General features: G+C 59.5%; 15 protein-coding genes. 8 read left to right on the forward strand and 7 right to left on the reverse strand.

What is annotated here, in order from left to right; all coding sequences use genetic code 11:
- The first annotated feature begins 98 nt into the window (after positions 1–98).
- Positions 99–968 carry a hypothetical protein gene (locus CLV87_RS03900; protein ID WP_099243350.1) on the forward strand — a complete coding sequence of 290 codons (870 nt, stop codon included), beginning with the start codon at positions 99–101 and terminating at the stop codon, positions 966–968.
- A gap of 109 nt (positions 969–1077) precedes the next feature.
- Here the strand turns inward: CLV87_RS03900 and CLV87_RS03905 are convergent, their stop codons facing one another.
- Together CLV87_RS03905 and CLV87_RS03910 are read right to left on the reverse strand one after the other, a co-directional pair.
- Positions 1078–1845, reverse strand: a complete 768-nt coding sequence (locus CLV87_RS03905) for a hypothetical protein (RefSeq protein ID WP_099243349.1) — start codon at positions 1843–1845, stop codon at positions 1078–1080.
- A 43-nt stretch (positions 1846–1888) separates the two neighbouring features.
- Entirely contained in the window at positions 1889–2830 is a 942-nt protein-coding gene (locus CLV87_RS03910) for a hypothetical protein (protein ID WP_133840682.1), read from the reverse strand.
- A gap of 327 nt (positions 2831–3157) precedes the next feature.
- On the opposite strand from CLV87_RS03910, the gene CLV87_RS03915 reads away from it, so the two are divergent.
- The 7 genes from CLV87_RS03915 (at position 3158) to rpe (ending at position 10503) form a co-directional block, all read left to right on the forward strand.
- Complete coding sequence (locus CLV87_RS03915) at positions 3158–4204, forward strand: rod shape-determining protein (RefSeq protein ID WP_099243347.1); 1047 nt, start codon at positions 3158–3160, stop codon at positions 4202–4204.
- A gap of 127 nt (positions 4205–4331) precedes the next feature.
- The gene (gene mreC / locus CLV87_RS03920) at positions 4332–5255 is read left to right on the forward strand and encodes a rod shape-determining protein MreC (protein WP_099243346.1); all 924 of its coding nucleotides are present in this window, start codon (positions 4332–4334) and stop codon (positions 5253–5255) included.
- Positions 5248–5787: a rod shape-determining protein MreD gene (locus CLV87_RS03925; RefSeq protein ID WP_099243345.1), complete on the forward strand. Its 540-nt coding sequence runs from the start codon at positions 5248–5250 to the stop codon at positions 5785–5787. The genes mreC and CLV87_RS03925 overlap by 8 nt, the downstream gene beginning before the upstream one ends.
- Positions 5784–7703: a penicillin-binding protein 2 gene (gene mrdA, locus CLV87_RS03930; RefSeq protein WP_099243344.1), complete on the forward strand. Its 1920-nt coding sequence runs from the start codon at positions 5784–5786 to the stop codon at positions 7701–7703. Before CLV87_RS03925 ends, mrdA begins: the two co-directional genes overlap by 4 nt.
- Positions 7700–8839, forward strand: coding sequence for a rod shape-determining protein RodA (gene rodA / locus CLV87_RS03935; protein WP_099243343.1), 1140 nt, complete (start codon positions 7700–7702; stop codon positions 8837–8839). Before mrdA ends, rodA begins: the two co-directional genes overlap by 4 nt.
- Before the next feature lie 14 nt (positions 8840–8853).
- Positions 8854–9789, forward strand: a complete 936-nt coding sequence (locus CLV87_RS03940) for a 2-hydroxyacid dehydrogenase (RefSeq protein WP_099243342.1) — start codon at positions 8854–8856, stop codon at positions 9787–9789.
- Positions 9790–9822: 33 nt separating this feature from the next.
- Positions 9823–10503 carry a ribulose-phosphate 3-epimerase gene (gene rpe / locus CLV87_RS03945; protein ID WP_099243341.1) on the forward strand — a complete coding sequence of 227 codons (681 nt, stop codon included), beginning with the start codon at positions 9823–9825 and terminating at the stop codon, positions 10501–10503.
- Positions 10504–10709: 206 nt separating this feature from the next.
- On the opposite strand, the gene CLV87_RS03950 is transcribed toward rpe, so the two are convergent.
- The 5 genes from CLV87_RS03950 to CLV87_RS03970 are packed head-to-tail and all read right to left on the reverse strand — an operon-like array spanning position 10710 to position 15433.
- Entirely contained in the window at positions 10710–11111 is a 402-nt protein-coding gene (locus CLV87_RS03950) for a PaaI family thioesterase (RefSeq protein WP_099243340.1), read from the reverse strand.
- Positions 11104–12126 (reverse strand): phosphotransferase family protein, encoded by a 1023-nt coding sequence (locus CLV87_RS03955; protein WP_099243339.1) that lies wholly within the window; start codon positions 12124–12126, stop codon positions 11104–11106. Before CLV87_RS03955 ends, CLV87_RS03950 begins: the two co-directional genes overlap by 8 nt.
- 3 nt (positions 12127–12129) lie before the next feature.
- On the reverse strand, positions 12130–13365 hold the full coding sequence (locus CLV87_RS03960; RefSeq protein WP_099243338.1) for an acyl-CoA dehydrogenase family protein: 1236 nt from the start codon (positions 13363–13365) through the stop codon (positions 12130–12132).
- Positions 13366–13809, reverse strand: a complete 444-nt coding sequence (locus CLV87_RS03965; RefSeq protein ID WP_099243337.1) for a MaoC family dehydratase — start codon at positions 13807–13809, stop codon at positions 13366–13368. It lies immediately after the preceding gene.
- Positions 13799–15433, reverse strand: coding sequence for a long-chain-fatty-acid--CoA ligase (locus CLV87_RS03970; protein WP_099243336.1), 1635 nt, complete (start codon positions 15431–15433; stop codon positions 13799–13801). Before CLV87_RS03970 ends, CLV87_RS03965 begins: the two co-directional genes overlap by 11 nt.
- Positions 15434–15515 lie beyond the last annotated feature (82 nt).

A 15515-nucleotide genomic window follows, 5' to 3' on the forward strand; every position in this document is an offset into this window, starting at 1 on the left:
GCGCGCGATAAAACATCCCTGCAAACTCCGCAGTTTGGCCTTACCCCTGCCGCTATTCGGCGTCACCACATGGGTAAAGGTCTTTTCAGGAGTTGGTTATGTCAATTGCAAAAATCATGGGCGTCACGGCGATTGCCGGGCTGGCAGGCCTTGGGGCCTTTGCCGTGGATTATTCTGTTCAATGGAACAAGGCCGGCGCAGAGTTTAGCGGGCCGCAATACGTCATGAGCCTTTACGACAGGTTTGGCGATAGCGGGGGCACTTTGGGTCTGATTCTGCGCAAATCTGCGATGGTTTACGCCGTCTTGCCCGAGGCACCGCATGGGTGGTTTGCCTATGAGTGGAACGAGGCAATTGATGATATCCTCTATAGCGCCAAACAGGCCGAGGTCTTTGCCAAACACGCCGAAACCGCGCAGCTTGGAATTCCGGAATTCGAATTCAACCAATTGCCCGATCTGGACCTGTTAGAGGCCTATCACAGCGACACATCGGTCTATTACGAATATGGCGATCACGGTGTGGCGCTGTGGGTCAATGACCCGACCAAACCTGTAAACAGCGCCTTTTGGCGTGCAGCGCTCGACCGGATGGAGGCGCATTTCGACAAGATCGAGAGCAAGCAATCCTATGCGCGTCTTCAGGATCTAACCTGGGTTGAGGTGTTCAGCCCGGTTGAAAAGGCCTCTAACGCCCACCTACCCTATAAGCTGCGCCATTTCGAGGCGCAAATTGGCGAGGTCGAGCTCTCGCTGACCACCCGCGCCTCAGACAAGATGATCCGCAGCTTTATGGAGCAGGTTGATCTGAACGGCATCCGCCATCTGGCCGGTCAGCCGGTTGCAGATGCCCCGGCCCAGATGGCCCGTGCTGAACCAAAACCCGCGCCCGTTCGCACAGGATCCAAACCGCAGGTCACCCGCCTGACCGGGGCCTGTGGAAACGGGACGTTTTGCAAGGTGGATTGAGGGAAAGGTTCAGGACCCAGGATCAAAACGCACCAAACAAAAACCAACCCGCGCGCATTGCCGGGTTGGTTTTTCTGTGTCTGGGAATGGGGAAGAAAGCCGACGGCTGTTATTTCAGCAGATGCGCTGACATATCCCGGTTGATCTGGCGCAGGATCGCCTTGACCGAGTCATCCGAGGCCCGCGCCACCGCATAGACCCACAATTCCCCATTGCCTTCCGCCTCGGCGTAAATCCGTGTCGTACGCTGAGATTTTGCCCGAGACGGGTACCATTCTTTGACCGGAAGTTTACGGAACTCCATCCCATTGTAACGCATGAAATGTGGATGGTGGGGTTTGGTATAGCCCCGTTCGAAACTGTCCAGAATAAAGCTGGGGGTCGGGCCAGACGAAACTCGCCCACCTTGATGCTTTTCCCGGAAATATTTGATGAAGACCGCGACCTTCTGGTGGCCTTTTTCGTAGATCCACGCGCCCTTTTCCTGCGGCTTCATCGGGCAACCTTCGGGATCTCCATCCATGATTTCCACCATGGTCGGCGTGCGATTGCGCCCTTTGCAGAAGGCCATTTCCGGGAACATGGTCCAGAAATCATCTTCGACATATTGGCGCTTGCTCCACCCGGTTGGCGCGGGCGGATAAATGGCGTCAATCTGGCGGGCGAGGTCTTTTTTACTGCCAATCGGGGTGACCGTCGCCATGCGCGGCGCTTGCAGGGCCTGGGTTTCCTTGCCCAGACGCATCTCGACATAGGCAACCGGCCCGGCCGGTCGGTTCAGCGCATTGGCGTAGGCGCGGAACATCATGAAATCGATGCCCAGCGCCATCATCAGCATCACCGGAATGGCAGCGACAACAACCAATATTTTCCACATAACTCAGCCCTTCCTCAGTCTGCCTTTCCCCTTCGGGCAGGCCTTAATATTCCCGTGACAACCCGTAACGTTCGTTATGGTGGCGCAACTGAGCGCGATAACGGGCGCGATCCTGTGCCGCCCTTTGCATCAGGCGTTTTTCCTTGAGCATGGCCGCCTCGCGCCGGGCCAAAACCGCCTCGGATACGCCCGCCATCAACTCGCTATGCGCACCGGGATCAGCGAGTTTGCGGATGCGGGTAAAATCAACCCCGTTCAAGACGCGTTTGATTTCGGCATCCTTGGCACGGGCCAGAGCCGTGACCCGGATGCTGGACCCGTCGGGCAGGATCATATCCGCCCGGATGGTGCGGAAGGTCTGCGCCTCCCAATCATCCATGATCTCTAAAAAGACCACCCCACGAATGCGGGCAAAGCCGATCTCTTTTTTACTCCAAGCCGTTTGCTTGGCCGCATTTCTGATGGCCGCCTCTTCGATGGTGCGCGCCTTGCGCGGGGCCTCGATCTGGCGAATGCTCAGGGCAATCCGATCCTTGCCCTTGGCGTAAACATAAGTCTGCTTGGCCTTCTTGCGGTGATAGGTGGCCTTGGAATAGCCCCCCATCAAGTCGGAAAAGGATGCATTGGACGCGCCCAGCTCCTCCTGCGCGATACGCTCCAGCTCATCATGGCTGGGGATCGCGCCCCGGTAATGGCCTTTGATCAGCTTGGATTGTGTGATGCTCCAGGATTGCCTGGTCCATCCAGCCGGGGCGGCGGGCAAGAGATCGCGCAGATCATTACCCAGATTCTCCGTGACCAGCTGTTTTGACCGCCGTTTTTCCGCGGCAATCCGTCCGCGTTCGGCAAAGGAATTGGCCCAGCCCTTGAGCCCAAATTCAAGAAATCCCTGATTGGCGTTGATCGCCTGCATGGCGTAATCTGCCATGCCCAAAGAACTGACAATCGAAATAAAACCGCAAAGAATACCTATCGCAATACGCACGTTGCCCTCGTGTGTTTCCAAGCACCTCTAGCCAGACAATCACGCCATACGCTCAATACGCAGGCGACACGCCATTCCGGCCCAGACCGGATGGCTTGAATGACCTTTTGGATAGGTTCTCTCAACCAATGCGGGCAGAAAAACGGCTGCGACACGGCAATTCTTGTGCAATTTTAGAGAGCTGCCACAAATGCGGCGAATTCATGCTGATTTCCCCGCAGCGCACCCTTTCCCATCCCGTGTCTCCCCCCTATAAGAACAGCCGGTCCGCACTGGCAGAGTCGCGGACTTATCAGGCTATGGGGCCACTTCAGGGGCAGGACGCGAATGTTTGGAATTGACGGTATCATGGGCATGTTTTCCTCGGACATGGCCATTGACCTTGGGACGGCGAATACGCTGGTCTATGTAAAAGGCAAAGGCGTGATCCTGTCAGAACCCTCCGTGGTCGCCTACCACGCCAAAGACGGTCAAAAACGTGTGCTGGCCGTGGGCGAAGACGCCAAGCTGATGCTGGGCCGCACGCCGGGCAGCATTGAGGCCATCCGTCCAATGCGCGAAGGCGTGATTGCCGATTTTGTCGCCGCCGAAGAGATGATCAAGGAATTCATCCGCAAGGTGCATCGCCGCTCCTTCCTGTCCAAGCCGAAAATCATTGTCTGCGTGCCTCATGGGGCCACCCCGGTTGAAAAACGCGCGATCCGCCAATCGGTTCTGTCCGCCGGTGCGCGCCGCGCCGGGCTGATCGCCGAACCGATTGCTGCCGCCATTGGTGCGGGCATGCCGATCACCGACCCGACCGGTAACATGGTTGTCGATATTGGCGGCGGGACGACCGAAGTTGCGGTTCTGTCGCTGGGCGACATTGTTTATGCGCGCTCTGTTCGTGTGGGTGGCGACCGGATGGATGAAGCCATCATCAACTACCTGCGCCGCCAGCAGAACCTGCTGGTCGGGGAAAGCACGGCTGAACGGATCAAGACCTCGATCGGCACGGCGCGTATGCCCGATGACGGGCGCGGCAGCTCGATGCAAATCCGTGGACGCGACCTGTTGAACGGGGTGCCAAAGGAAACCGAAATCAGCCAGGCCCAGATCGCCGAGGCGCTGAGCGAGCCGGTTCAGGCCATTTGCGAAGCGGTGATGACTGCACTTGAGGCGACCCCTCCGGATCTGGCGGCTGATATCGTGGATCGCGGTGTGATGCTGACCGGCGGCGGTGCACTGCTGGGTGATCTGGACCTCGCCTTGCGCGAACAGACCGGTCTGGCGGTTTCGATTGCGGATGAAACGCTGAACTGCGTGGCGCTGGGCACCGGCAAGGCGCTGGAATATGAAAAACAGCTGCGCCACGCGATTGATTACGACAGTTGATCGACGCCTTCTGATCTGGATGCCCCAAATTCCGTGCACGGAATTTGCAAGAATTTTCGAAAATTCTTGTCCCGCAACACGATAGGTCGCACAAAGATCACAGCTTTGATCAGGAAACGGAGGCGTTTTGGCGCAGGATCGCTCCAACAGCGAAGATTTCACCCGCCCGCTCAGGCGGCTCTTGCTGGCGGTCGTGACCCTGTGCCTGTTGTTGCTGTTCCTTGTCTGGCGCATTGACTCGCCACGCGTGGAACGGTTTCGCGCCCAGGTGGTAGATACGGTGGTGCCCAACATGGATTGGGCCATGGCCCCTGTCACCGCAACAGCGCAACTGTTCCGGGATTTTCAAAGCTATCAAAGCATTCACGAGCAAAACCAGGAATTGCGCCGTGAATTGCGTCAGATGACGGCCTGGAAAGAGGCGGCGCTGCAATTGGAGCAGGAAAACGCCCGGCTGCGCGACCTGAACAATGTCCGCCTTGATCCGCGCCTGACCTTTATCACCGGGGTGGTGCTGGCCGATTCCGGGTCGCCGTTTCGCCAGTCGGTTCTGATCAATGTCGGCTCTCGCGATGGGATTGTTGACGGCTGGGCAACAATGGACGGGATCGGCCTTGTGGGTCGCATCGCCGGGGTTGGGGCCAATACCAGCCGGGTCATCCTGCTGACCGATACCAGTTCGCGCATTCCGGTTGAGATCCAGCCCTCGGGTCAGCGCGCTCTTGTCGCCGGTGACAACACCGCCGCCCCCCCGATTGATTTCCTGGAAAACCCTGACCAGGTCCGCCCGGGTGATCGCATTGTCACCACCGGTGATGGCGATGTCTTTCCCCCCGGCCTGCTGGTTGGTCAGGTTGCGCAAGATCCCGGTGGACGCCTGCGCGCCCGTCTGGCCGCCGATTATGAACGCTTGGAATTCCTGAGGGTTCTGCGCGATCATGGTGCGCGGCGCGTGACCGTTCCCAGCGGGTTGATCCTGCCCGAAAACCTGCCGGATTCCGAAGCCCCCGCCCCGGCCCTGCCCGGCAGCGAAGGGGAAGGCGATGGCTGAGCTGAACCCGGTCAAACTATGGCTCATGCGCCTGGCCTATCTTGGTTTTGCTTTGCTGATCTTGTTTGCGCATCTTCTCCCACTTGAGATCAGCCCGCGCCCCTTTGGTGGCCCTGATGTGCTTGTGGCGCTGACCTTTGCCTGGGCCCTGCGCCGCCCGCAATATGTGCCCATGTTGCTGGTCGCCTTTGTGCTGCTGCTGGCCGATATGCTGCTACAACGCCCGCCGGGATTGTGGGCCGGGTTGATATTGCTGGGCACCGAATGGCTGAAATCCCGCGACCGGGCCCTGCGCGAAAACACATTTTTCGCCGAATGGGTCACGGTGGCCTCGGTGCTTTTGCTGGCCCTTGTCACCTATCGCGCGGTTCTTGGCCTATTGCTGGTCTCGCCGGGTGCGCTATCTCTGTCTTTCATGCAATATGGCACCACAATGGCCATTTACCCCTTGATTGCCGGGCTTAGCTATTTGGTATTTGGCTCGGCCAAAGGGAAGAAAGACGATTTAGACCAGATGAGGCACCGCACATGAGGCGCACATCCCGCGAAACCGAACTGAGCGCCCGCCGGATCACCCGGCGCGGGCTGCTTTTGGGGGGCGCGCAGCTGGCCTTTGCTGGCGTTTTGGGCGCGCGGATGCGTTATATGCAGGTGGAACAGGCCGATGAATTCCGCCTGTTGGCCGAAGAAAACCGCATCTCCATCCGTTTTATCCCGCCAACCCGGGGCCGGATCTTTGACCGCAATGGCCGCGTGATTGCCGAGAACGAGCCGACCTATCGCATCATTCTTGTTCCCGAAGATGCCGAAGACGTGCAGGATGTCATCGCGCGGGTCTCGCAACTGGTTGAGTTGGAAGAGGGTGATTTGAACCGCGCCCTGACCAGCATCAACCCGCGCCGCCCGTTTGACCCTGTGACAATTGCCGACCGCGTCAGCTGGGCCGATATCAGCCGCGTCGCCGCCAATGCCCCCGCCCTGCCCGGCATCTCGACCGAGGTGGGCCAATCGCGCGTCTATCCCCAATCCGAACTTTACGCCCATGTGGCGGGCTATGTGGCCAAGGTGAATGACCGCAACCTGTCGCGCTACGAAGACCCGCCAGCGGTGCTGAACCTGCCTGGATTTCAATTTGGTCAAGTCGGGATCGAGTCGAAATACGAGGACCTCTTGCGCGGCAAGGCCGGGGTCAAACGGGTCGAAGTGAACTCGGCCAACCGCGTGATGCGCGAATTGGACCGGCGCGAAGGCTCGACCGGGGCTGATTTGCAGCTCACCGTGGATACGGATCTGCAAGATTACATTCTCGCAAGGCTGGGTGAGGAATCAGCCTCGGTCGTGGTGATGGATCTGGAGAATGGCGACCTCAAAGCGATTGCCTCGGCCCCGTCTTATGACCCCAACAAATTTGTGCACGGAATTTCGACGGCGGATTACGCGTTGCTGCGCGACAATGATCACCGCCCGCAAGCCTCGAAAACCGTACAGGATGCCTATCCGCCCGGATCGACCTTTAAGATGGTCACGGCGCTGGCCGGGTTGGATGCCGGTTTGATTTCGCCCGAAGATACGGTCTATTGCCCCGGCCATATGGAGGTCGGCGGGCGCAAGTTCCATTGCTGGAAACGTTCGGGTCACGGCAATATGAACCTCGAACAAAGCCTGCGCCATTCCTGTGACGTCTATTATTACGATCTGGCGCTCAAGGTCGGGATCGAACGCATCGCCGCCATGGCGCGGCGTTTGGGGCTGGGCGAGACCCATGGCGTGCCCATGTCTGCCGTCACCAGTGGTCTGGTACCGGACAAGGCCTGGAAACTGCGCAAGCACAAGCAGGAATGGGTGATCGGCGACAGCGTCAACGCCTCGATCGGGCAAGGCTTTGTGCTGACCTCGCCAATGCAATTGGCGGTGATGATGGCCCGGATTGCGACGGGGCGTGATATCTCGCCCCGCTTGGTCAAACGGATTGGCGATGTGGACACCCCATTGCGCGGCGGCACCGATCTGGGGTTGAACCCCAACCACCTGCGCCTGATCCACCGTGCCATGTATTCGGTCAGCAACAATCGCCGCGGCACCGCCTATGGCTCGCGCATCATCGCCGACGGGATGCGCATGGCGGGCAAGACCGGCACCGCGCAGGTATCGTCAACCGTGGTCGATAACTCGGCTGTGCCTTGGGAAAAGCGCGACCATGCGCTGTTCGTGAATTTTGCCCCCTGGGACAACCCCAAGATCGCCGTGTCGGTGGTGGTGGAACATGGCGGCGGCGGTTCGGTCGCGGCCGCCCCGATTGCCCGCGATGTCACTTTGCAGGCCCTTTACGGCGGTGATCCTCCACTGGATGCCTATCCGAAGAAGGACCGCGCCCGCGTGAAGGCGCTTCAGGCGCGACTGTCAAAGGAGCGTGAGGAACGTCAAGCGCTGCGGAGCAACCGCGCGTGACCTTTCTTGAACATAATATCAAGAGCGTCCCCACCGGCTGGCGCAAGATCTTGCACCTGAACTGGGCGCTGATCGTGTTGCTGGCGGCGGTGGCGTCGGTCGGGTTTCTGATGCTGTATTCGGTGGCAGGCGGGTCATTCACCCCCTGGGCCGAGCCACAAATGAAACGCTTTGCCCTTGGTCTGGCGGGCATGTTCATTGTCGCGATGATCCCGATCTGGTTCTGGCGCAATATGGCGATTGTGGCCTATATTGTCGGGCTGATCCTGCTGGTCATGGTCGAGCTTTTTGGCGAGGTCGGCATGGGCGCTCAGCGTTGGATCAACCTTGGTTTCATGCGTTTGCAACCCTCAGAGGTGATGAAAATCGCAATGGTCATGGTGCTGGCCGCCTATTACGACTGGTTGCCTCTCAACCGAACCTCGCGACCGACCTGGGTTCTCCTGCCAATCGTGCTGATTGTCCTGCCAACCATTTTGGTTCTTGGCCAGCCGGACCTTGGGACAGCCCTGCTGCTATTGGTGTCCGGCGGATTGATGATGTTTCTCGCCGGGGTGCATTGGCTCTATTTTGCGACTGTTGCCACGGCTGGGGCCGGAACGATCTGGGCGGTTTTCCAAAGCCGCGCCACGGATTGGCAATTGCTGAAGGATTACCAATATCGCCGCATTGATACATTCCTGGACCCAAGCACCGATCCACTCGGCGCTGGGTATCACATCACACAGGCCAAGATCGCCATGGGCTCTGGCGGCTGGACCGGGCGGGGTTTTATGCAAGGCACCCAGTCGCGGCTGAACTTTCTGCCTGAGAAACAAACCGACTTTATCTTCAACACCCTGGCCGAAGAGTTCGGCTTTGTCGGCGGGTTCTCGTTGCTCGTGCTTTACATGCTGATCCTGTTTTTCTGCACGGTCTCGGCCCTGCAGAACAAAGATCGCTTTTCCTCGCTGCTGATCCTCGGGATCGGCCTGACCTTTTTCCTGTTCTTTGCGGTCAATATGTCGATGGTGATGGGGCTGGCCCCGGTTGTCGGCGTTCCCCTGCCCCTGGTCAGCTTTGGTGGATCGGCGATGCTGATCCTGATGCTGGGCTTTGGGTTGGTGCAAAGCGCGCATGTCCACAGACCTAGATAACTGGCCCCAAAAAAATGACGACCCATATCCTGTTTGCCGCCAAATCCGAACGTTGGCCGGAATACGAAGCCCCTTTGCGCGCAGCCCTGGACGCGGAAGGTCTGGATTATGTGCTGTCCTGTGAGATGGATGCGGAGCTGGTGGATTACATCATCTATGCGCCCAATTCCGGGCTCAGCGATTTTTCGGTCTTTCCCCGCCTCAAGGCAGTGATGAACCTCTGGGCCGGGGTCGAGGATGTGGTTGGCAATAAGACTCTGACTGTGCCGCTGACCCGAATGGTTGATGAAGAGGGCCTGACACAGGGCATGGTGGAATGGGTCACCGGCCATGTGATGCGCCACCATCTGGGGATGGATGCACATATTGTGAACCCGGAGCGGATCTGGGACGACACGCCGCCCCCCTTGGCTAAGGATCGCAAGGTGACGGTGCTGGGGCTTGGCGCGCTTGGCACTGCCTGCGCCGGGATGCTGGCGCAGATCGGCTTTGCCGTGACCGGGTGGAGCCGATCCGACAAGGAGATTGCAGATGTGATCTGCGAACATGGTGACGAGGGATTGGCGCGCGCGCTGAGCGGGGCCGAGATTGTCGTGCTGCTGCTGCCCAACACGCCGGCGACCGAGGATGTGATCAACGCAGAACGCCTGGCGCTGATGGCCAAGGGCAGTGTGATCATCAATCCGGGGCGTGGGCCTTTGATCGATGATGCGGCGCTGCTGGCGGCGTTGGACAGCGGCCAGATCGGTCATGCGACTTTGGACGTTTTCCGCGTCGAACCGCTGCCTGCGGATCACCTGTTCTGGGCCCATCCAAAGGTCACCGTGACCCCGCATATCGCCTCGACCACCCGTCCTGACAGTGCCGCACGAGTGATAGCGCAAAACATTCGCCGCGCCGAGACCGGCACGCCTCTGTTGCATCTTGTTGACCGCAGCGCAGGGTATTAAGCCCTAGCCAACCCTAGCCGCAAGGATTCGACCATGAGCTTTGATCGCAGCGTCAAGATCGCCCCCTCTATCCTCTCAGCCGACTTCGCCGATTTCGGCCGTGAAATTCAGGCCATTGAAGCGCAAGGCGCGGATTGGATTCATGTCGACGTGATGGACGGGCATTTTGTGCCGAACCTGACCTTTGGTCCCCCCGCCGTGAAAGCGTTTCGCAAACATGTGAAAACGGTCATGGATGTGCATCTGATGATCTCGCCGGTGGATGCTTATATCGACGCTTATGCCGATGCCGGTGCGGATGTTTTGACCGCCCATGTTGAGGCTGGGCCCCATAGCCACCGCACCTTGCAGGCCATTCGTGGCGCGGGGATGAAGGCCGGGATCGCCTTGAACCCGGGCACACCTGCGGAAGCGGTCGAGCATTTGCTGGACCTGACCGATCTGGTCTGTGTGATGACCGTGAACCCCGGTTTTGGCGGGCAAAAGTTCATCGATATGACCGCCAAGGTGCGCAAGCTGCGCGAGATAATTGGCGACCGTCCGGTGCATATCGAGATTGACGGTGGCGTTGATCCCACCACCGCGCCGCTGGTGGTTGAAGCCGGGGCGGATGTTCTGGTGGCGGGTTCTGCCGTGTTCCGCGGTGGTTCGGTCGAGAACCCGGCCCCCTATGGTGAGAATATCCGCGCGATCAAGGCCTCGGTCGCCGGTTGATAGGGGGTTGGGGGCGCTGCCCCCGGCCTGCGGCCTCCCCCGGGATATTTTTGGCCCAAAGAAACCTAGAGCGCGTCCAGTTCAATTGAATTCGCTCAGCTGGTCGAACGCGTTATGCTCTGCAAATGTTGCCTCGCCCTGCCGAGCGAATACTTGAATCAGATCAAACTGAACACGCTGTAGACGCGTGATCTAATTGGCGTGGGTCAGCCGGACTTGCGGTAGCGGAAGGTGCCGGCGCCTTTGGCGATCAACTCGCCGGTTTCGTCGGTGATTTTGCCTTCGGCAAAGAAGGTGGATTTGCCACCGCCGGTTTTGAACCCTTCGGCGATGAACATCTGACCGCGCGGGCGCGACAGGTATTGCACGTTCAGGGTCAGCGTCCAGCACATTTGGCGGTTGTCCGGATCACCGGTATAGCAGCCGGCAAAGCCCATGACCGTGTCGAGCAGCGAGGCATGTGAGCCGCCATGCGGGCTGCCATGGCGGTTCATGATATGGGGTTCCAGCGGGAGCTGGAATTTCGAATAGCCCTCGCGCCAATCCACCATCTCAAAGCCCAAGTGACGCGCATAGGCGTATGATTTTTCCCGTAAAGCTTCATCCATTCCAGTCGCGCGCCTCTAATCCTAACTCTGCAAATCGCGGCACAAAAGCCCCGAGTTTCAAGCCTTTGTCGGGGTTGGCGGCATTGCCGTCAAGCGCGCGTTTCTTCACGCCTTGCAGGATGGCCGCCATGCGGAAAAACGCAAAGGCCAGGTAGAAGCCAAAGTTTGCGATCTGGGCGATGCCGCGACGCGCGCAATAGTCGGCGACGAATTCGGCATCGCTGGGTAGGCCCAAGGCGGCCCGATCAAGCTCGGCCAGCCCGCGCCCTTCGCTGCCCGGTGGCAATTGCCATTGCATGATCACCCCGGCGAGATCGGCAAAGGGGTGGCCGAGGGTGGACAGCTCCCAATCAAGCACGGCCAGGCAATCAGCGCTGTTTGGTGCAAAGAGCAGATTGTCGATGCGAAAATCGCCATGCACAAGGGTACGCTGGCCGTCATCGGCGGGCATTTCCGCGCTGAGCCATTGGTTCAGCGCCTCCATCGCCGGGATGGTTTCGGTCTCGCTGGCGCGGTATTGTTTGGACCAGCGGGCAAGCTGGCGTTCGAAGTAATGGCCCGGTGGGCCGTAATCGGACAGGTCAACCGCGTCGACATCCACTTTGTGGATGGCAGCCAGAACGCGGGCCATTTCAGCGATGATGGCGCGGCGGTGGGCGGGGGTGGCATCGGGCATGGAAGGGTCAACGATATTGCGCCCGGTGATATGCTCCATGATGTAGAAATCGGTGCCCAGGACGGTGTCGTCCTGACAGAGGGCCAGCATGGCGGGGACGGGCACATCGCTGTCTGCCAGGGCCTTTTGCACGCGAAATTCGCGATCCACCGCATGGGCCGATTTCAGCAGCACCCCGGGAGGCTTGCGGCGCAGCACATAGTTGCGCTGAGGTGTTTCAAGCCGATAGGTCGGGTTGGATTGGCCAACATCGAATTTCGCCGCCCGCGCCGAGCCTTGAAAGCCCGCCACATTGGAGACCATCCAGTCACTGACCCGCTGCAACTCCTCTGGGGTCATGGCTCAGCTCGCCTGATTGCTGTGCTTGCGCAGCTCGGCCCGGGCGACCTGACGGCGATGCACCGCATCCGGACCATCGGCAAAGCGCAGGGTGCGCACATGGGTCCACATCGCGGCCAGCGACGTATCCTGAGAGATCCCCGCCGCGCCGTGCAATTGCATCGCCTCATCGATCACCTTGCCCGCCATCAAGGGCGCGATGACCTTGATCTTGGAAATCCAGGGCTGGGCGGCGCGCACACCAGCGGTGTCCATCATCCAGGCAGCCTTGAGACATAACAGCCTAGCCATTTCGATCTCCATCCGGGCATTGGCGATGATGTCGTAATTTGCGCCCAGATCAGCGATGCGCTTGCCAAAGGCTTCGCGGTCAAGGCCGCGTTTGCACATCATGTCCAGCGCCTTTTCCGCCTGACCAATCGCGCGCATGCAGTGATGGATGCGGCCGGGGCCAAGGCGTCCCTGCGCCACCTCAAAGCCGCGTCCCTCGCCCAGCACAATATTGCGCGCCGGGATGCGCACATCGGTGAAACGCAGATGCATATGGCCATGGGGCGCGTCATCCTGACCAAAGACCTGCATCGGGCGCAGGATCTCGATCCCCGGCGTGTCGGCATCCATGACAAACATGGTGTGGCGGCTGTGTTTGGCGGCGTCAGGATCGGTACAGGCCATGAGGATATAAAGCTGGCAGCGCGGATCCCCTGCCCCGCTGATCCACCATTTTTCGCCGTTCAGCACATAATCATCCCCATCACGCCGGGCCTCAAAGGCCAGTTGCGCCGCGTCAGATGACGCCACATCCGGCTCGGTCATCACATAGGCTGAGCGGATGTCGCCATTGAGCAGCGGCACCAGCCAGCGGGTTTTCATCCAGTCTTCGCCATAGCGTTCCAGCACTTCCATATTGCCGGTATCAGGCGCGTTGCAGTTGAACACCTCGGCGGCTATGCCGACCTTGCCCATCTCTTCGGCCAGATAGGCGTATTCCACGGTGCTGAGCCCATAGCCGCGGTCGCTATCGGTCAGCCAAAAATTCCACAACCCGCGCTCACGCGCCAAACCCTTGAGACCGTTCAGGATTTCCAACTGACGTTCAGTGTGTTGAAACCGGTCGCCTGAGGGGTGTTTGCCCACCTCGCCGTGGAATTCCGCGTCCAGCGGGGCGATATCATCCTCGACCATGCGTCGCACCGCCTCGATCAGTGGCCGCACCCGATCCGTCATTCCAAGATCCATCTAACTCTTCCTCTCAAATCGGGTGATCCATTGCGCGGCCAGGGCTGGCCGCTCGGCGTTTTCAATTTCGACCGTGACATCCCAATGCACCGCCAGCCAGCCATCGCCCTCATCAACCGAGGCCACAGCAAAGCGCCCACGCACCCGCGCGCCCACCCGCACGGGCGAGACAAAGCGGATGCGATCAAACCCGTAATTGATGCTGGCCCCAAGGCCGGGCAGATCGGGCACGATCTGATAGGACATCATCGACAACATCGACAGGGTCAGAAACCCATGCGCAATTGCCCCTCCAAACGGGGTTTCGGCGGCGGCGCGGGCCTCATCCAGGTGGATGAACTGCCAATCCTCGGTGGTATCGGCAAAGGCACGCACCCGCGCGGCGTCCAAAGTGACCCAGTCCGAGTGCCGCTCTGGCAGGGCGCGCAGATCGTCAACCAGCATCAGGCAGCACGTGATCGCCAAAGGTTTTACGCAGGGTGAGTTTCGAAACCTTACCCGTCGCGGTCAGTGGCAGCGCATCGGTCAACACCATATCATCGGGCAATTGCCAGCGCGCCACATGTTCCAGCATCATCTCGTGGATCTCAGCCAAAGCGGGCGGGTCATTTGCGTCATGCGGCACGACAATCAGCAGCGGGCGTTCATCCCATTTCGGATGGGCAATCGCGATGACGGCACAGTTGGCAATCTTGGGATGGCCCAGGGCGATGTTTTCCAAATCAATCGAGCTGATCCATTCGCCGCCCGATTTGATCAAGTCTTTGGAACGATCCTGAAGCGTGAGGAAGCCACGTTTGTCAATGCTCGCCACATCGCCGGTGCCAAACCAGCCCTCTTTGTCCAGCGCGGCCTCGGTCGCCTCATCATTGTTGAAGTAGCCCGAAATCACCGCATTGCCGCGCACATAAAGCTCGCCCACGGCCTCGCCATCATGGGGCAGGCGCTTGCCCTCTTCATCGACGATTTTCATGTCGACCCCAAAGACGCGCCGCCCCTGTTTGCATTTGAAATCAAGCTGTTCTTCGGCGGGCAACTGTTTCATCGGGCGCGAGACCTGGGCTTGTGTGCCAATCGGGCTCATCTCGGTCATGCCCCAGGCATGGCAGACATCAACACCTTTGCTTTCAAAAAAGGTAATCATGTCGCGCGCCGCAGCCGAGCCGCCGATCACCAGTTGATCCAGCTCGGATGGGGTGGCATTGCGGCTCTCAATCTCGGCGCGAAGGCCCATCCAGACCGTTGGCACACCCCAACTGGCGGTGACTTTTTCGCTCTCCATCAAATCAAAGACCGAGGCCCCATCCAGTTTCGGCCCCGGCATTATCAAATTGGCCCCGACCAGCGGCGCGGCATAGGGCAGCCCCCAGGAATTGACGTGGAACATTGGCACCACGGGGAGGATGCGCGCGCCTTCATGCAGGCTGCGCGGCACGGCGATGGCCACCATAAAGGCGTGCAAAACGGTCGAGCGATGTGAATAAAGCGCGCCTTTGGGATTGCCGGTGGTGCCCGAGGTGTAACACAGCCCCGCCGCGCTGTTTTCATCCATTTCCGGCCAGTCGAATTGCTCGGGTTGACCGTCCAACAACTCTTCGTAGCAGAGCAAATCAAGCGCGCTGTCAGGCATATGGGCGCGATCCGTCATCACAACCAAACGCAGCCCATCGGGCAGCTGATCGGCCAGCGCCTCAAGGATCGGGACAAAGGTCAGGTCGACAAACAGCACCCGGTCACCGGCATGGGAGATGATATAGAGCATCTGTTCAGCAGAAAGACGCGGGTTGATCGTGTGACAGACCGCCCCCATGCCGGAAATGGCGTAATAGAGTTCGAAATGGCGGTAACCGTTCCAGGCCAGCGTGGCGACACGATCGCCGTCACCAATCCCCAAACCCTTGAGACCATAGGCCAATTGCGCGCTGCGCCGATAGGCCTGATCATAGGTCTCGCGGTGAATGTCGCCTTCGGTCCGCACCGAAACGATTTCCCCTTCCGGGTGAACTTCGCTCGCATATCGTAGAATTTCGATAATGCGCAGCGGCATTTGCATCATCATGCCCTGCATCTGGCCCTCCCCTGCCGTCCGCTATGTATTGGGACAGATTGGCCAATTCGCGCAGCGCTAGGCAATAGGCATTTCGACTCGC

It is taken from the genome of Pelagimonas phthalicica, from assembly GCF_004364805.1.
Taxonomy (GTDB): domain Bacteria; phylum Pseudomonadota; class Alphaproteobacteria; order Rhodobacterales; family Rhodobacteraceae; genus Pelagimonas; species Pelagimonas phthalicica.

Coding starts and splice junctions, on each gene's coding strand:
- CLV87_RS03925 (WP_099243345.1), top strand. CDS start 5,248: ATGGCTGAGCTGAACCCGGTCAAACTATGGCTCATGCGCCTGGCCTAT.
- CLV87_RS03950 (WP_099243340.1), bottom strand. CDS start 11,111: ATGGATGAAGCTTTACGGGAAAAATCATACGCCTATGCGCGTCACTTG.
- mrdA (WP_099243344.1), top strand. CDS start 5,784: ATGAGGCGCACATCCCGCGAAACCGAACTGAGCGCCCGCCGGATCACC.
- rpe (WP_099243341.1), top strand. CDS start 9,823: ATGAGCTTTGATCGCAGCGTCAAGATCGCCCCCTCTATCCTCTCAGCC.
- CLV87_RS03970 (WP_099243336.1), bottom strand. CDS start 15,433: ATGCAGGGCATGATGATGCAAATGCCGCTGCGCATTATCGAAATTCTA.
- CLV87_RS03915 (WP_099243347.1), top strand. CDS start 3,158: ATGTTTGGAATTGACGGTATCATGGGCATGTTTTCCTCGGACATGGCC.
- CLV87_RS03905 (WP_099243349.1), bottom strand. CDS start 1,845: ATGTGGAAAATATTGGTTGTTGTCGCTGCCATTCCGGTGATGCTGATG.
- CLV87_RS03940 (WP_099243342.1), top strand. CDS start 8,854: ATGACGACCCATATCCTGTTTGCCGCCAAATCCGAACGTTGGCCGGAA.
- CLV87_RS03960 (WP_099243338.1), bottom strand. CDS start 13,365: ATGGATCTTGGAATGACGGATCGGGTGCGGCCACTGATCGAGGCGGTG.
- CLV87_RS03900 (WP_099243350.1), top strand. CDS start 99: ATGTCAATTGCAAAAATCATGGGCGTCACGGCGATTGCCGGGCTGGCA.
- CLV87_RS03955 (WP_099243339.1), bottom strand. CDS start 12,126: ATGACCCCAGAGGAGTTGCAGCGGGTCAGTGACTGGATGGTCTCCAAT.
- CLV87_RS03965 (WP_099243337.1), bottom strand. CDS start 13,809: ATGCTGGTTGACGATCTGCGCGCCCTGCCAGAGCGGCACTCGGACTGG.